This is a genomic window from Streptomyces echinatus, assembly GCF_014203595.1.
Taxonomy (GTDB): domain Bacteria; phylum Actinomycetota; class Actinomycetes; order Streptomycetales; family Streptomycetaceae; genus Streptomyces; species Streptomyces echinatus.
Map to the genome: position 1 here is coordinate 1 of NZ_JACHJK010000008.1, position 15104 is coordinate 15104.

Annotated in this window: 15 protein-coding genes; 13 read left to right on the top strand and 2 right to left on the bottom strand. The window is 71.2% G+C overall.

The genetic code is table 11. From position 1 onward, the window contains the following. Positions 1-1453 (bottom strand): putative T7SS-secreted protein (locus FHS34_RS22230; RefSeq protein WP_221509303.1); only part of this gene is annotated, 1453 nt, incomplete at its 3' end. Between the two features lie 731 nt (positions 1454-2184). Beyond that, positions 2185-3903: a chitinase gene (locus FHS34_RS22235; protein WP_308288304.1), complete on the bottom strand. Its 1719-nt coding sequence runs from the start codon at positions 3901-3903 to the stop codon at positions 2185-2187. Positions 3904-4209: 306 nt separating this feature from the next. On the opposite strand from FHS34_RS22235, the gene FHS34_RS22240 reads away from it, so the two are divergent. The 13 genes from FHS34_RS22240 to FHS34_RS22300 all read left to right on the top strand — a co-directional run bounded on the left by FHS34_RS22240 (position 4210) and on the right by FHS34_RS22300 (position 15100). Beyond that, positions 4210-5073 (top strand): hypothetical protein, encoded by an 864-nt coding sequence (locus FHS34_RS22240; RefSeq protein ID WP_372478589.1) that lies wholly within the window; start codon positions 4210-4212, stop codon positions 5071-5073. Between the two features lie 62 nt (positions 5074-5135). Continuing rightward, positions 5136-5840 carry a Flp pilus assembly protein CpaB gene (cpaB, locus tag FHS34_RS22245; protein ID WP_184968152.1) on the top strand — a complete coding sequence of 235 codons (705 nt, stop codon included), beginning with the start codon at positions 5136-5138 and terminating at the stop codon, positions 5838-5840. A gap of 9 nt (positions 5841-5849) precedes the next feature. Then, positions 5850-7088, top strand: coding sequence for a CpaE/TadZ family protein (locus FHS34_RS22250; protein WP_184968154.1), 1239 nt, complete (start codon positions 5850-5852; stop codon positions 7086-7088). 7 nt (positions 7089-7095) lie between these two features. Beyond that, positions 7096-7476: a TadE family protein gene (locus FHS34_RS22255; protein ID WP_184968156.1), complete on the top strand. Its 381-nt coding sequence runs from the start codon at positions 7096-7098 to the stop codon at positions 7474-7476. A gap of 1 nt (position 7477) precedes the next feature. After that, positions 7478-7819: a TadE/TadG family type IV pilus assembly protein gene (locus tag FHS34_RS22260; protein WP_184968158.1), complete on the top strand. Its 342-nt coding sequence runs from the start codon at positions 7478-7480 to the stop codon at positions 7817-7819. A 17-nt stretch (positions 7820-7836) separates the two neighbouring features. Beyond that, positions 7837-9174 (top strand): TadA family conjugal transfer-associated ATPase, encoded by a 1338-nt coding sequence (locus tag FHS34_RS22265; protein ID WP_184968160.1) that lies wholly within the window; start codon positions 7837-7839, stop codon positions 9172-9174. 6 nt (positions 9175-9180) lie between these two features. Continuing rightward, a complete protein-coding gene (locus FHS34_RS22270; protein ID WP_184968162.1) occupies positions 9181-10125 on the top strand; it encodes a type II secretion system F family protein in 945 nt (314 codons plus the stop codon). A gap of 13 nt (positions 10126-10138) precedes the next feature. Next, positions 10139-11026 (top strand): DUF5936 domain-containing protein, encoded by an 888-nt coding sequence (locus FHS34_RS22275; protein WP_184968164.1) that lies wholly within the window; start codon positions 10139-10141, stop codon positions 11024-11026. A 506-nt stretch (positions 11027-11532) separates the two neighbouring features. Beyond that, positions 11533-12753 carry a sensor histidine kinase gene (locus tag FHS34_RS22280; RefSeq protein WP_184968898.1) on the top strand — a complete coding sequence of 407 codons (1221 nt, stop codon included), beginning with the start codon at positions 11533-11535 and terminating at the stop codon, positions 12751-12753. 11 nt (positions 12754-12764) lie between these two features. Continuing rightward, a complete protein-coding gene (locus FHS34_RS22285) occupies positions 12765-13529 on the top strand; it encodes a response regulator (RefSeq protein WP_184968166.1) in 765 nt (254 codons plus the stop codon). 125 nt (positions 13530-13654) lie between these two features. Beyond that, on the top strand, positions 13655-13885 hold the full coding sequence (locus FHS34_RS22290; RefSeq protein ID WP_184968168.1) for a hypothetical protein: 231 nt from the start codon (positions 13655-13657) through the stop codon (positions 13883-13885). After that, positions 13882-14481: a pilus assembly protein TadG-related protein gene (locus tag FHS34_RS22295; protein WP_372478593.1), complete on the top strand. Its 600-nt coding sequence runs from the start codon at positions 13882-13884 to the stop codon at positions 14479-14481. Before FHS34_RS22290 ends, FHS34_RS22295 begins: the two co-directional genes overlap by 4 nt. A 34-nt stretch (positions 14482-14515) precedes the next feature. Further along, on the top strand, positions 14516-15100 hold the full coding sequence (locus FHS34_RS22300; protein ID WP_184968902.1) for a hypothetical protein: 585 nt from the start codon (positions 14516-14518) through the stop codon (positions 15098-15100). Positions 15101-15104: the final 4 nt, after the last annotated feature.

Here is a 15104-nt window from a genome sequence, read left to right on the forward strand (position 1 = left end):
CCGGGTGGGGGTAGGCGAGGGTCAGTCCGTCCTCGCCCACGAAGACGACTCCCTGGGAGTCGATCTCCAGCCGCTGGTCGAGTGTGGAGGACCAGCTCGGGCCGAACCAGCCGCCGAGCCGGTACGACGACTCGAACTGGCGCTTGACCAGGAGGGGCAGCGTGCCGGGCAGGAGGATGTCGGTGGCCGGCAGCACCATCCGGCCGGTCGCGACGTCCACGGGGTCCTTTTCACAGACCTTCTCGAGCGGGCGCCGGGAGACGTCCCGCGCTCCTTCCTCGACCGCGTTCCGGGCGGTCTTGCGCGCTCCCTGTTCGGCGAGTTCCTCCACGCCTTTCTTCAGGCCGAGTCGTAGTCCTCCCCTGGCCAGTCCTGTGCCCTTCGTGCCGGCCATCTCGGGGAACATGCGGCCGAAGAACTCCGAGGGGTCCTTCTTGAAGCCGTCCACGGATGCCTGGACGGCGCGCTCGGGGTGGGCGGCGGTGGAGACCAGGCCGGTGAGCGTCGTGTTGACGTTCTGCAGGTAGGCGGCCGGGTGGGTGAGGTTGTAGGGGTCCATCGGGTTCAGGCCGCGGACGAAGCTGTACAGGCCGGCCGTGCCCTTCAGCACGCCGCCCGCCACGTGGGTCAGTTCGGTGGCGGCACCCTGGAATCCGTCCGCGAGGTTGTCGCCGAGGCGGTCCAGGGGCGGGGGCTCGGCCGGGGCGTGGGCCAGGGCCGCCTTGACCTTGCCCCGGGCCTCAAGAGCGGCGGTGTTGCGCTGCTTGCGGGCCTCGGCCAGTTTGTGGTGAGCGGACCGGACATCGGCCTTGCCGGGGTCCTCGAACGACCCCGGTTTCGGGCCGGGGTCCTCGCCCGCCTCGGCCTTGGCCTTGTACGACTCCACCTTCTCCTTGTGGGCCTCGAAGGCTTCCTTGGACGCCTTCACGCCCTTGTCGTACAGCGCCACGGCCTCCTCGGCCTGCCCCTGCGCCCACTTCACGGTGTCGGCGTAGGCCTCCAGCGCCCCGGCCGCCGTCGTGCAGGCCTCCGCGGCCTGTGCCCACTTCGTGGGGTGCACACCGAACTTCTCGCGGAAGGCGTCACCGCCCTCGCCCTTCCAGCCGGAGGAGTCGACCTTCTTCAGCCCCTGGCCGACCTTGTCGAACGCACCGTGGAAGTCCCGCAGGTGCTTGGCGCTCTCCCGGATCTTCGACGGGCTGCCGTGGACGAGCTCGTCGGCCTCGTCGGTCTCACCCAGCTGCTGCTCACCCGGAGTCGCACCCAGGTCCGAGGCGACCCCGTCGCCCCAGTCCTCCACCACGTCGGCCCACTTGTGCGCCCCGACGTGGTCCAGGCCGTCACCGATCTTGTCGGTGGTGTAGTCGACGCCCTCGCCGAGGAGTTTCTTGCCGCCGTCGAGAAGCTTCTCGCCCTTGCCCAGCAGCGAGTTGGTCACATCCCCGAGGCCCATCAGCCCTCACCGCCCTGCCGCTCGGCGGCCTCGGGGGGAGGGGCTCCGAGACATCAGCGGCCCTCGGACCGTCTTCCCGGCGAACCCGTTGCCCTCGTTGGTCAGCGACCGCACACCCCACTCCCAGCGATCGCAGAACGACCTGAACTCATCCGCCAGGCCCTCGTGCCCCAGCGCCATCCCGCACGGCACCCCGGCCGTGGGGACAGCCGCATCGGGCAAGCGGGCGCCGGGGATCGTCCGGTGACGCCGCTGACGGGCGGCCTCACCGCGAGCGACCGCGCAACGGGCCGGCGCCTGCCCGTCGGGGAGCGCCAGGACGAGACGGACACCGTTGAAGTCCGCTGTCGGCAGCCCTCGTTCGGCGTTCCGACCCGGCCCGTCGCCCAGCGGCACCAGGACCGGCGTACGACGGAACTCACCCAGCAGAACCGCGAACGCCCGACGCCTTCGCTCGGTCTCCTCCCGGGCGTCCGGGCGCGGTTGGTCCGCCCCGGCCATGTCCGCATAGTCGTACAGTCCCGACCTGCGTGTATGCCCCGTCGCGGTGGTGTCTCCCCCGTGTTCGACCATGCTCGGGATCGTCACATCGGGAAGTTGCCGATCGCAACGCGTCCAGGCGCTCGGCGGTCAGGTTCAGCCAGTCGCGAGGGCCCCGGCGCGCGACGGCGCCCGGACCGTCGGGGTCCGGGCGCCGGGGGTGGGGGTGGGGGTGGAGGTAGGGGTTCGGGTCAGGGGAGGGCGTGTACGTGGGCGCCGACCGGGGTCGACCAGGCGTTGCCCGATGCCGCGTCCCAGTTCGTGGACCAGGTCATCGCGCCCCGCAGGTCGGGGTAGGTCCTGGACGGCTTGAAGGAGCCGCAGTTCGTGGCCGCCGTGAGGCAGTCCAGGGCGTTGTTCACGACCGTGGGGGAGACGTAGCCGCCGCCCGCCGCGCGGGTGGACGCCGGCAGACCGAGGCCCACCTGGGACGGGGACAGGCCGCCCTCCAGCTGGATGCAGGCGAGGGCGGTCAGGAAGTCGACCGTGCCCTGGCTGTAGACCTTGCCGTCGCAGCCCAGCATGGAACCGCTGTTGTAGTACTGCATGTTGACGACCGTGAGGATGTCCTTCACGTTCAGGGCCGTCTGGAAGTAGGACCCCGACGTGGACTGCATGTCGATCGTCTGCGGTGCCATCGTGATGACCAGGGACGAGCCCGCCTTCGCGGACAGGGAGCGGAGCGCCTGGGTCATGTACGTGGCGTTCAGGCCGTTCTCCAGGTCGATGTCGACGCCGTCGAAGCCGTACGTCTGCATCAGCGAGTAGACGGAGTTCGCGAAGTTCGCCGCCGAGCCCGCGTCGTTGACCGACACCGTGCCCTTCTCGCCGCCGATCGAGATGATGACCTTCTTGCCGGCCGCCTGCTTCGCCCTGATGTCCGCCTTGAACTGGTCGGCCGTGTATCCGCCGAGTCCTGACGAGTCCAGGGTGAAGGAGACGGCTCCCGGCGTGGACGTCGCGTCCGCGAAGGCCACCGCGATGATGTCGTAGGCGGCGGGGACGTCGGAGAGCTTCTGGACCGTCGCGCCGTTGTTGAAGTTCTGCCAGTAGCCGGTCACCGCGTGCTTGGGGAGCGTCCCGCCCCCGCCGCCGCCCGTGCCGGAGGACGTCGTGCCCGTCACCGTCGCCGACTTCGCCGACTCGCCGGCCGCGTTGGCCGCCGTGACCTGGAACGAGTACGACGTCGACGCCGACAGGCCGGTCACCGTCGCCGACGTGCCGGGCACCGCCGTCACCTTGGTGCCGTTGCGGTAGACGTTGTAGCCCGTCGCGCCCGACACCGCCGACCAGGACAGGGAGACCGAGGAGGAGGTCGTGCCGGAGACCGAGAGGCCGGCCGGTGCGGACGGGACCGTGGGGGCCGGGTCGCCGCCCCCGCCGCCGTCGGGGCCGTAGACGGAGAGGTCGTCGGCGAGGTAGGCCGCCTGGCCGTACCAGCCGTGGGTGTAGACCGTGACCGACGTCGTCGACCCGCCCGTGGTGAAGCTCGTCGACAGCTGCTTCCAGGACGCCGAGTCGGGGGTCCACGTCGAGACGTCCGTCGTGCCGGTGCCCGTCACGCCCAGGTATGTGTAGCCGCCCTGCACCCACGCGCTCAGGGTGTACGTGGAGTTGGGCCTGACCGCCACCGTCTGGGCGCACTTGGCGTTGTCCTGGCCGGCCGGGGTCGCCTTCAGGGCGCCGGTGCCCCCGTGCACCGGGGAGGAGACCGTCGTGCCGCTGCCGGCCGTACAGGTCCAGTTGGCCAGGCCGGACTCGAAGCCCGCGTTCCTGACGTTGTTGACGTCCGCCGCGGACGCGGGGGAGGCCGCGGCGAGGCCCGCGACCGAGAGGGCCAGGGCGGTGGCGGCGGACCACGTCGCGAGCCGTCGTCCGCGGGGTCTGGGTATGCCTGGTGCGCGGTCCACTGGAGCCTCCGGTGGGGAGTTGGCGGGGAGAGAGGGGAGAGGACGGTGGCCACCGCTCGCCCTACAAGTTGGTCCAGACCAATCGGGGTGTCAAGAGGTCCAGACCAAAACCGTCTCCGGTTCGCGGCTCAACCTGTCCGGGTTTGGCGGGACTTGCTCCCGGAGAGTTCCACACCGGCTTCACAAACGCTGTTCTCCGGTCATACGCCCGTGGATACAGTGCTCAGGTAGTCACGCAATGAAGTCGTCCTGGCGCATTGGAGTCACGCCGGTGGGCCGGAGGGTGTGAAGAGCGGGGAGCTGCGCGTGCCAACTGCCATCGCCGTGACCAGCGCCGACATGGCACTGCCGGCGCAGGACGAACGGACCATGCCCGCCGTCGTGCTGACCGGTCTCGACCGCAAGCCGCTCGACGAGGCCCTCACCGAGATCCACGCCCTGACCGAGCAGCACGGGTACCTGGTCGTCGTGTGCTCGCAGGCCACCCCGGACCCGGTCGTGCGGCGGCTGTACACCCTGCGCTCGCTGCTGGAGAGCGACCGCATAGCCCTGTTCCGGCCCGGGCTGCCGCCGCTCGGCATCGCCGTCCTGGCCCGGCAGCTGCGCCAGCTCGCCTCCTGCGACCTGAGCCCGGGCGTGCTCGCCTCGGCCGGACGGCTGCTCACCCACTACATCCACGCCGGTGCCGTCCTCGGCTCCGTCGCCAGACTGGACCGGGTCCCGGTCGGGCTGAAGGCGCACGCCAGGTCCTGGGTACCGGGCAGCCAGTTCGCCGTCCTCGCCCATCCCGAGCCCCAGCTCGTCAAGGTCGCCCCCGACGTCACCCTCAAGGGACCCGAGTTCAGCACCTGGATGCTGGTCGCCAAGGGGCAGCTGCAGTGCGACTGGGCGGCCGGCCTGGGCACCCGGTGGGGCGTCCACGGCCTGCGCGAGACCCCGCTGCCCGCCGAGTCCCCGGCGTGGTGGGGGACCGGCCGGCTGGTCGAGTTCTGCGGCTACCTCGCCGACCTCTCGGTCCTCTACCAACTGGTCACCTCCGTACGGCAGGCCAGCTGTCACTGGTGCGGCCTCGACGTCATCGGCGACCGCTGCGTCTTCTGCTCCGCCACCCCGCCGCCCGCCCACGAACCCGGCGCGCCCCGCGCACTGGAGCAACGCACCCCCGCCTGACCGTCCCGGACACGACCCTCACATCCCGCACGACCGATTCCCCCAATGAGGTTGCACGGTTCATGAACTCCCGTCAGCGCCGCGGCGTGATAATCCTGATCCTTTCGGCACTGTGCGCTCTGGGCGCGTTCGCCGGCGTGCTCTCCGTCGTCCGTGACGTGAACTCCAAGGTCGGGCCCGAGGTCACCGCCTACCGGGTGAGGGCCGAGGTGAAGCCGTACACCACGCTGAGCACGGGCCAGTTCGAGAAGATCGAGATGCCTGAGCGGTGGCTGTCCGACAACGCCGTCACCGACCTCGGGCAGATCCGCGGCAAGATCGCCGTGACCACCCTGCGGGCGGGCTCCCTGCTGCAGACCGACATGATCGTGAACCAGCCCGCCCTCCGGCCCGGCGAGCAGGAGGTCGCCATCATGATCGACGCGGCCACCGGGGTCGCCGGCAAGATCACCCCGGGCTCACGGGTCAACGTCTACGCCACCTTCGAGGGGAAGAAGGAGACCGCCCCCGACCAGTCGAAGATCATCGTGACCAACGCCCGGGTCCTCGACGTCGGCCAGATCACCGCCCTCGACCCCGACAACGACAAGAACCAGCAGCCCACCGAGGCCGTCCCCATCACCTTCGCGCTGTCCACCATCGACGCCCAGCGCATCACCTACGCCGAGTCCTTCGCCCAGCGCGTCCGGCTCGCGCTCGTCGCCCCCGGCAGCGAGACCAGCGTCCCCGACAAGGACCGCACCTACGAACTCGCGACGGACAAGTGAGAGGCGGCCATGCCCACCAGGATCCTCCCGGCCGGCGCGGACCCGGACGCCGTCCGCTCCCTCACCACCCTGCTCAGCCAGCTCCCCGACGCCGAACCGCAGCCCCCGGTGACCGACTCCACCCAGCTGGTAGACACCCTCGCCCGGTACGCCGCCGAGTCCGTCGACGAACTGCCCGAAGTGGTCGTCGTCCACGAACGCATCGGCCCCGTCCCGGCCCTGGAGCTGATCCGCGAGGTCGCCCTGCGCTTCCCGGCCGTCGGCGTCATCCTCGTCACCACCGACGCGAGCCCCGGCCTGTTCGCCGCCGCCATGGACTCCGGCGCCCGGGGCCTGGTCGCGCTCCCGCTGTCGTACGAGGAACTCGCCGGCCGGGTCCAGGCCGTCGCCCAGTGGTCGACGGGGGTACGACGGCACCTCGGGCACGGTGCCGAGGTGCCGGCCGGGGCCGGCGGCACCGTCGTCACGGTCAGCGGCGCCAAGGGAGGCGTCGGCGCGACCCTGGCCGCCATCCAGCTGGCCCTCGCCGCCCAGGCCTCCGGCCGCCCCACCGCACTGGTCGACCTCGACCTGCAGACCGGCGACATCGCCTCCTACCTCGACATCCAGTTCCGCCGGTCGGTGGCCGACCTGGCCGCCATCACCGACATCTCGCCCCGCGTCCTCGCCGACGCCGTCTTCCGCCACGACACCGGCCTCGCCCTGCTCCTCGCACCCGGCGACGGCGAACGCGGCGAGGAGGTCTCCGACCGCGCCGTCCGCCAGCTCGTCGGCGCCCTGCGCTCACGCTACGAGGTCGTCGTCATCGACTGCGGCGCCCAGCTCAGCGGCGCGGGTGCCGCGGCGGTGGAGACGGCGGACACGGCCCTGCTCGTCACCACCCCGGACGTGATCGCCGTACGCGCCGCCAAGCGCACCGTACGGATGTGGGACCGGCTGCAGATCCGCAAGGCCGAGGAGACGACGGTGGTCGTCAACCGGCACACCCGGCACACGGAGATCCAGCCGGCCCTGGTGCAGCGCATCACGGGCACGGCGCTGGCCCGTACGGCCGTGCCCGCCAACTTCAAGGAGCTGCAGGCGGTCGTGGACGCGGGGCGGGTCCACGAACTCGACGCCAGGAGCACGGTGAAGCAGGCGCTGTGGGGGCTCGCGGGGGAGCTGGGGCTGGTACGGGCCGCGGACGAGGGCGGCTCCCACCGGGGCGGCGGCCGGGGGCCGGTGGGCTTCCGGCGGCGGAAGGAGTGAGCGTGGGATGAGACGGCCGGGTGGGGATCGCGGTCAGGTCAGCATCGAGTTCCTGGGGATGACGCCGCTGATCCTTCTGACGCTGGTGCTGATGTGGCAGGCCGTGCTCGTGGGGTACACCTTCACGCTCGCCGGGAATGCTGCCGACGAGGCCGTGCGGGCGGGGACGGCGGCGCCGCGGGGCGACGCGCGCCAGGCCGCGTGCGCGGAGGCGGGGCTGAAGCACCTGTCGGGGGCGTGGAGGGGGGACGCGTCGGTGGAGTGCAGTCCGTCCGGCTATGTCACGGCCGACGTCCGGCTCAAGGTCCCGGTCCTCTTCCCGGGCGTGTTCTCCTTCCCCGTCACCGTCCACGGGCACGCCGGAGCCGTCGAGGAGGTGAAGGACTGAGATGCCGTACCGCCGCCGGCGCGACCGGGGCCAAGTGGCCATTGAGTACCTGGGGTTCCTTCCCGTTCTGCTGATCGTGGGACTGGCCGGCCTCCAGATCGGGGCGGTCGCGTACGCGGCCGAACAGGCCGGCACGGCGGCACGGGCGGGGGCGCGGGCGGCCTCCCTGCGCCAGTCCTACGACCAGGCGTGCGCGGACGCGGTGAGCGGCGGGATCCAGGTGGCGTGCTCGGCCGCCGAGGGAGACGACTCCGTCACCGTCACCGCGACCGTCCACATCCCCACGATCGTCTGGGACCTCGGCTTCGCCACCAAGGCCGCCACCATGCCGCTCGACCACTGAACGAGGAGTCGCCGACCATGAGCCTGCGGGCACGCATCAGCACTCCGGAGGAGCACGCCGGCCGGGGCGAGGACGGGCATCTGGTCGCCTCCTACCGGGCCAAACTGCTGGAGGAGATCGACCTCGCGGAGATGAGCTCGCTCGCGGCGGCCGAGCGCCGGGCGCGGCTGGAACGGGTGCTCGGGCACATCATCAGCCGCGAGGGACCGGTGCTGTCGACCGTCGAGCGGTCCCAGCTGATCCGCCGGGTCGTGGACGAGGCGCTCGGCCTCGGCATCCTCGAACCCCTCCTGGAGGACGCGTCGATCACCGAGATCATGGTGAACGGCGCCGACGCGATCTTCGTGGAGCGCGGCGGCCGGGTGGAACAGCTGCCGCTCCGCTTCGCCTCCGCCGACCAGCTGATGCAGACCATCGAGCGCATCGTCTCCACGGTCAACCGCAGGGTCGACGAGTCCAACCCGATGGTGGACGCCCGGCTCCCCTCCGGCGAGCGCGTCAACGTCATCATCCCGCCGCTGTCCCTGACCGGCCCCATCCTCACCATCCGCCGCTTCCCGCGCTCCTTCACCCTCCAGGAGCTGGTCGGCTTCGGCTCGCTCGACGAGCACATGGTGTATCTGCTGGCGGGCCTGGTGCAGGCGAAGTTCAACGTCATCGTCTCGGGAGCGACCGGTACCGGGAAGACGACCCTGCTGAACGCCCTGTCCGGGCTGATCCCGTCGCACGAGCGCATCATCACCATCGAGGACTCCGCCGAACTGCAGCTGCAGCAGACCCATGTGGTCCGCCTGGAGTCGCGCCCGCCGAACGTGGAGGGCAAGGGACAGGTCACCATCAGGGACCTGGTCCGCAACTCCCTGCGCATGCGCCCCGACCGGATCGTCGTCGGCGAGGTCCGCGGCGGCGAGTCCCTGGACATGCTCCAGGCGATGTCCACGGGTCACGACGGATCGCTGGCGACCGTGCACGCCAACAGTGCCGAGGACGCCCTCACCCGGCTGCAGACCCTGGCCTCCATGTCCGACGTCGAGGTCCCCTTCGTCGCCCTGCACGACCAGATCAACAGCGCCGTCGACGTCCTCGTCCAGCTCACCCGGTTCGCCGACGGCGCCCGCAGGATCACCGAGATCGCGCTGCTCGACAGTCACGGCGGGGAGCCGTACCGGCTGGCCACCGTCGCCCGCTTCGACGCGCAGCCCATGACCCCGGACGGCCGGGTCCACGGCGTCTTCCGGTACTTCCCGCTGCCCCGCCGGGCCGCCGACCGCCTCTACATGGCGAGCCAGCCCCTCCCACAGGCCTTCGGCGTCGCCCGCACCGCCGACCAGCTCGCCACCCGAGAAGCCAGGTAGCCCCCCATGGAACTCCACACCCTCGTCCAGCTGACCACCGGCGTGGCGCTGCTGGCCTGCGTCCTGGCGGTGGCCGGCGTGCACGCCTACGCCTCCGGCCGGGCCCGGCGCGCCGCCCTCGTGGACCGCCTCGCGCACACCGGAGCACCGCCGGCGGCCGGACGCAGACGCCGCTTCCGCAACCTGGACCGGCGACTGCGCCGTACCCGCCTCGGCCGCCGGCTGGAGCTGCGCCTGGCGGCGACCGGCCTGGACGTCACACCGGGCGAGTTCTTCGCCTGCATGATCGCCGCCGTCGCCGCGCTCTGGCTGATCGGCCAGGCCGCCCTGGCCCCCTTCTTCGGCCCGATCGCCGGGCTGCTCGGAGTCGGGGCGGCGGTGCAGTTCCTCAACTGGCAGCGGCACAAACGCATCGAACGCTTCATCAACCAACTCCCCGAACTGGCCCGCATCCTGGCCAACGCCACCCAGGCCGGGCTCGCCCTGCGCACCGCGATCGGCATGGCGGCGGAGGAGCTGGAGGCCCCGGCCGGTGAGGAACTGGGCAAGGTGGCCGACCAGTTGGCTATCGGTCACTCCCTGGAGGACGCGCTCGGCGAGCTGGCCGACCGCCTCCCCTCCCGGGAACTGGTCGTCCTCGTCACCACGCTGGTCCTGTCGAACCGGGCGGGCGGCCAGGTGGTGTCGGCGTTGCGCAACCTGACCGAGACCCTGGAGGAACGCAAGGAGACCCGGCGCGAGATCCGCACCCAGCTCTCCCAGGTGACCATGACGTCGTACGCCGTCCCCGTCCTCGGCGTCGGCGCGCTGTTCCTGATGAACGGCGTGAAGGACGGCGCGCTGGACCGGATGACCGGCTCACCGGTCGGCCAGGCCTGCGTGATCATCGCGTTCGGCATGTACGCCGTCGGGTTCGTCCTCATCCGCCGGCTGAGCCGGATCGACGTGTGAGGGAGGTGACCCGATGGCATTCCTGCTCGCCCTGCTGATGGGCCTCGGGGTCTGGGGCGTCTTCGCCGGCGTCCGCATGTACCGCGCGGACGCCAGGCTCCCCGGCGATCTGGCCGTCGCCCTGGAGGTCGGCGCCACCCGCACCGGCGTGGTCGGCTCGGTCGTCGACCGCATGGGCATGCGCTACGCCCCGGCCGTGCTGCGCCTGATGGGCCCGCGCCTGGTGGCCAAGTACCGCCGGAAGATCGACCTCGCGGGCAACCCCGGTGGCCTGACCATCGACCGGTACGCGGCCCGCCGCGCGGTCTACGGCGCCCTCGGCGGCGTCGGCTTCCTGGTCTTCCTGCTGCGCGGACAGTGGTTCGTGGCTCTGCTCCTGCTCGCCTTCGGGGCGTTCTGGACGGAGGTCGGCATCTGGTCGGCGATCCGGGTCCGCCGGGACGTCATCGAGCGCACGCTGCCGGACTTCCTGGACGTGCTGGCGGTGGTGGTCAGCGCGGGGCTCGGTTTCCGGCAGGCCCTGGACCGGGTGGCCTCCCGCTACGAGGGCCCGTGGGCCGACGAACTCCGCATCACCCTGCGCCAGATGGACCTCGGCATGAGCCGCCGCGAGGCCTTCGCGGAGCTGAGGCGCAGGAACGACTCGGAACAGGTGGCGATGTTCGTGACGGCACTGCAGCAGGGGGAGGAACTGGGCGCCCCGATCGTGGACACCCTGGTCTCCCTGGCCAAGGACATGCGCCGCACCGACGCCCAGAACGCCCGCCGGAAGGCCGCGCGCGCGGTGCCCAAGGCCACGCTGATGATCACCACGTTCATGGTCCCGGCGACGATGCTCCTGCTGGGCGCGGGCCTGCTGCTCGGCTCCGGGGTGGACTTCGGCTCGCTCACGGGGAAGTGAGGACGGGCGTGACGGTGACCGGGCTGACGGGACGCGGGAGGCGCGTCGGCGGAGGGGGCGCCGCCGGGGCGTGGCGGTGGGCCGTACGGCGGGGGAGGGCGACGAGGGGCGGCGGACCCGGGGCGGGGCCGGCGCCCGGTCCGGGTTCCGGTTCCGCGGAGATCGGCTCGACCGGGGACGGGGCCCAGCCGGACCGGGCCACCGGGCGGGCGACGCGGGCCTCACGGGATCGTGAGGCGGGGAGCGGGTCGCGGGCCTCGCGGGATCACGTGGCCGGGACCGAGGCGCGGGCCTCGCAAGATGGCGCGGCGGGGAGCGGGGCGCGGGCCTCGCAAGATGGCGCGGCGGGGAGCGGGGCGCGGGGCTCATGGGATCACGTGGCCGGGAGCGGGGCGCGGGCCTCGTTGGGGCAGGCGGCGGTCGGGGCCGGTCCTGAGGGGGTGCCGGCGCAGGCGGTGTCCCCGGCCGAGCCTTCCGAGAAGCTCCAGATCCGGGCCCTGCAGGCGATGTGCCGCCAGGTCTTCGGCTTCCGGCTGGCGATGATCGTCGTGTCCGCCCCCGCCGCCCTGCTCAACGCGGCCCCCGGCCTCGGCGCCCGCCTGGTCGGCGCGGCCGTGGTCGTCACCTTCATGGTGTCCTACGTCCTGTTCCGCGACTGGGAGCGCTTCGGCCCCCTCCTGCTGCGCCACCCCAGCCTGCTGGCCGCCGACACCCTCTTCGGCTCCTTCCTGCTGATCTCGGCGGGCCCGGACACCACCCTCGCCTACGTCAGCGTCTGCACCCCGCTCCTGGCCGGTCTGGTCTACAGCTGGCGCGGCGCGGCCTTCTTCGCCTCCCTGCAGTCCCTGATCCTGCTGCTGGTCCACGCCACCCTGAACGCCGGCCGGCACGCACCCGTCGTCGAGGCCCTGCTCCTGCCCGGCCTGTGCGTCATCGCCGGCGCCATGGGCTCGACCCTGCGCAACCTGATGCTCCGCTTCGGCGCCGCGACCCAGGCCCTCACGACGGCGCAGGCCCGGCTCGCGGCGGCGGAGGCGGTGAGCGAGGAACGCGCCCGGCTGGCCCGCGAGATGCACGACTCCGTGGCCAAGACCCTGTACGGCGTGGCCCTGGCGGCGGACGGCCTGGCGGCGACCGCCTCGGCCGACGCCCCGGATCCCGCCCGCATCAGACAGCAGGCGGAACTGGTGTCCCGGTCGGCGCGCAGGGCGGCGGCGGAGTCCCGGGAACTGCTGACGGACCTACGACGGGACCAGCCGGCGGCGACGGACCCGGCCCCGTTCTGGCACGAACTCGCCGACCAGGCACTCGCCTTCACGAGACGTACGGGACTGCCGGTCACCTGCCACTGGCGGCGGACCGGCCCCGCCCCCCTTCCGCCCCTCCCGCCGCCCGTGGCACGGCACGTCCTGGCCATCGCGGCGGAGGCACTGGAGAACGCCCACCGCCACGCGTCCGCGACCCACGTGGACGTACGGGCGGCGGTCGACGGGCGGCTGCTCAGCCTCACCCTTCACGACGACGGCACCGGGCTGCCGCCCGGCACCACCCTCGACAAGCTGCGCACCTCCGGTCACTTCGGCCTGCTCGGCATGGTCGAACGGGCCGCGCGGGCGGGTGCCCGCCTCCGCGTCGGCCGGGGCGTCCACGAACGCGGCACGGAGGTACGGGTGGACGTCCCCCTGCCGGCGCCCACCCCCTCCGCCCCCGAATCCACGAAAGCCTGAGAGGAGGCACCATGCGGCCATCGCACGGCGACCCCCGGCCGGACTTCCCGGCACCGGCACCGGCTCCGCCGCCCCTGCGGCTGCTGGTCGCCGACGACAATCCCGTGGTCCGCGCGGGTCTTTCGGCCCTGCTCTCGGGCCGCTGCGACACCACGGTGGTGGCGGAGGCGAGTGACGGCCGCGAGGCGTACGAGGCGGCGCTCCGGCACCGGCCCGATGTCATCCTCCTCGACGTCCGCATGCCCGGGGTCGACGGAATCTCGGCGTTGCCCCACCTGGTGCGGCTGGCTCCCGTCATGATGCTCACCTACAGCCATGAGACGGAGACGGTGCGGGAGGCGCTGCGGCTGGGGGCGGGGGGATATCTGGTGCACGGCGAGTTCACGACGGAGCAGTTGGTGCGGGCGGTGCGGGATGTCCGGGAGGGGCGTCCGCATGTGACGCCTGGGGCGGCGCGGGCGCTGCTGACGACGTTGCGAGAAGATGCAGCTGCACACTCATCCCCCCAACTCCCCCCTATTTCCGGCGATCCATCCCCTAAAAGCCTTTCGCAACTGCAACCATCTATGGGACAGTCGTTCCGCTCACGGTTCCAGCTGAGTACGAGGGAGGCGGAGATCATGGACCTCATCGCGTCCGGCATGACCAACCAGCAGATCGCCGCCGCCTGCTTCATCAGCGAGAAGACGGTCAAGAACCACATCAACCGCATCTTCGCCAAACTCCACACCACGACGAGGTCCCAGGCGACGGCGAAGTGGCTGGGGGTGGCGTGACATGCCACGTCGACCGAACTACGCCACTTGGGAATGGGCCTGGAGTTGGGTCCTTGGGCCCTCTGTTCGACCTGGCGGAGCGCTCTACGGTTCGTCGGTCGAAAGCAAGCCCGGAGGGGAGCACCGTGAGCGATCTGTGGCTGAAGGCGACTGTGGCGACGAAGGTTCGCGTGAACGGCTGGAGGAGCACGACGGTCGAGTCAATCCGCCGCCGTGGTGGCGACCGGGGACAGACCGCGGTCGAGTATCTGGGCATCATCGCGGTAGTGGTCGCGATCGTTCTCGCGATCACGGGCACGGACATCGGCAAGACGATTCTCGACAAGATCAAGGCGAAGATCACGGAGATCACCTGACCGTCCTGCGCGCAGGCGGCGACTCCGGGCAGGCCTTCCCCATCTACATCACGGTGGTGGCGGGCCTGCTCTTTCTTGCGTTCGCCTACCTCGCAGTCGGCCAAGCGGCAGTGAACAGGAGCGGCGCGCAGACGGCGGCGGATGCGGCGGCCCTGGCAGCGGCACAGAGCCGTCGGGACGAACTGACAGGAAAGTGGCTGGAGATACTCAAGGACCCAGCCAAGTGGCAGGACGTCTTCCACGGCAACGTAGAGGTCGGTCCGGCCTGTTACCGGGCTTACCCGCTCGCCAAAGAGAACGACGCCGTCGTCGAAGACTGCGACGACACTCAGCCGATGAAGGTCACGGTCGAGGTCAGGACGAACAAGCGGGTGGGGAAGTCTGTCGTCCCGGGGGTGGAGGACATCCAGTCGACCAGCTCCGCCATCGCCGTTGTCGAACCGATCTGCAGTTCTGATGACTCCGGTGAGGGCGGCGAGGACAGCCCACTGCCGGCACTCCGCTGCAATGGCACGGTCTGGGAGCCGAATCCGGACGACCCGGAGGACCTGCCAGGCCCCGAGGATCTCTTCGATGTCCACCTGGCCGCCGACTGACAAGCGGACGACGAGCGAAAAGGGAAGCAACGCGATGAGCATGCGGTTCGCTGCGAAGGCTCGCAGGGGAATGGTCGCCGTGACCATTGCTGCCGGCTTGGCGGTCGGTGTGGCCGGTTGCGGTGGTGGGGACACCGGTGACAAGAAGAAGCCGGACACCTCCACGGCTCCTTCCGAGCGGGGTGGTTCTCAGGCAAGCCCGCAGGAAGGCCAGTCCGCACAGCCGCTGGCCGAACTGCGCGGCCCTGATGGTCTGACGCTGGCGGTCATGTCGGCCCAACGCGATTCCGGTGGGTTCGTCACCATCAACGCGCAGCTCAAGAATGACGGCAGCAAGGATGCCGTTCTCTCGTCACAGCTGACCGGCAACGAGACTGAGATCATGAAGAACGGGCAGTCCTTCGGCGGAGCCACGCTTGTGGACTCGAAGGCGCGTAAGCGCTACTACGTACTGCGGGACACCGACGGCCGCCCTTTGACCACAATCGGCGTTCAATCCGTCAGGGCGGGGGACACTGTTCCCGTCTTCATGCAGTTCCCGGCACCGCCGGCCGACACGACGGAAGTCAGCTTCCAGCTGCCCACCTTCGCCTCCGCCAGCATCAAGATCTCCGGGTGAGGCT

Excerpts from the sequence above, each read along its gene's own strand:
- cpaB (WP_184968152.1), top strand. The coding sequence starts at position 5,136 with ATGAACTCCCGTCAGCGCCGCGGCGTGATAATCCTGATCCTTTCGGCA.
- FHS34_RS22250 (WP_184968154.1), top strand. The coding sequence starts at position 5,850 with ATGCCCACCAGGATCCTCCCGGCCGGCGCGGACCCGGACGCCGTCCGC.
- FHS34_RS22255 (WP_184968156.1), top strand. The coding sequence starts at position 7,096 with ATGAGACGGCCGGGTGGGGATCGCGGTCAGGTCAGCATCGAGTTCCTG.
- FHS34_RS22260 (WP_184968158.1), top strand. The coding sequence starts at position 7,478 with ATGCCGTACCGCCGCCGGCGCGACCGGGGCCAAGTGGCCATTGAGTAC.
- FHS34_RS22265 (WP_184968160.1), top strand. The coding sequence starts at position 7,837 with ATGAGCCTGCGGGCACGCATCAGCACTCCGGAGGAGCACGCCGGCCGG.
- FHS34_RS22270 (WP_184968162.1), top strand. The coding sequence starts at position 9,181 with ATGGAACTCCACACCCTCGTCCAGCTGACCACCGGCGTGGCGCTGCTG.
- FHS34_RS22275 (WP_184968164.1), top strand. The coding sequence starts at position 10,139 with ATGGCATTCCTGCTCGCCCTGCTGATGGGCCTCGGGGTCTGGGGCGTC.
- FHS34_RS22280 (WP_184968898.1), top strand. The coding sequence starts at position 11,533 with ATGTGCCGCCAGGTCTTCGGCTTCCGGCTGGCGATGATCGTCGTGTCC.
- FHS34_RS22285 (WP_184968166.1), top strand. The coding sequence starts at position 12,765 with ATGCGGCCATCGCACGGCGACCCCCGGCCGGACTTCCCGGCACCGGCA.
- FHS34_RS22300 (WP_184968902.1), top strand. The coding sequence starts at position 14,516 with ATGAGCATGCGGTTCGCTGCGAAGGCTCGCAGGGGAATGGTCGCCGTG.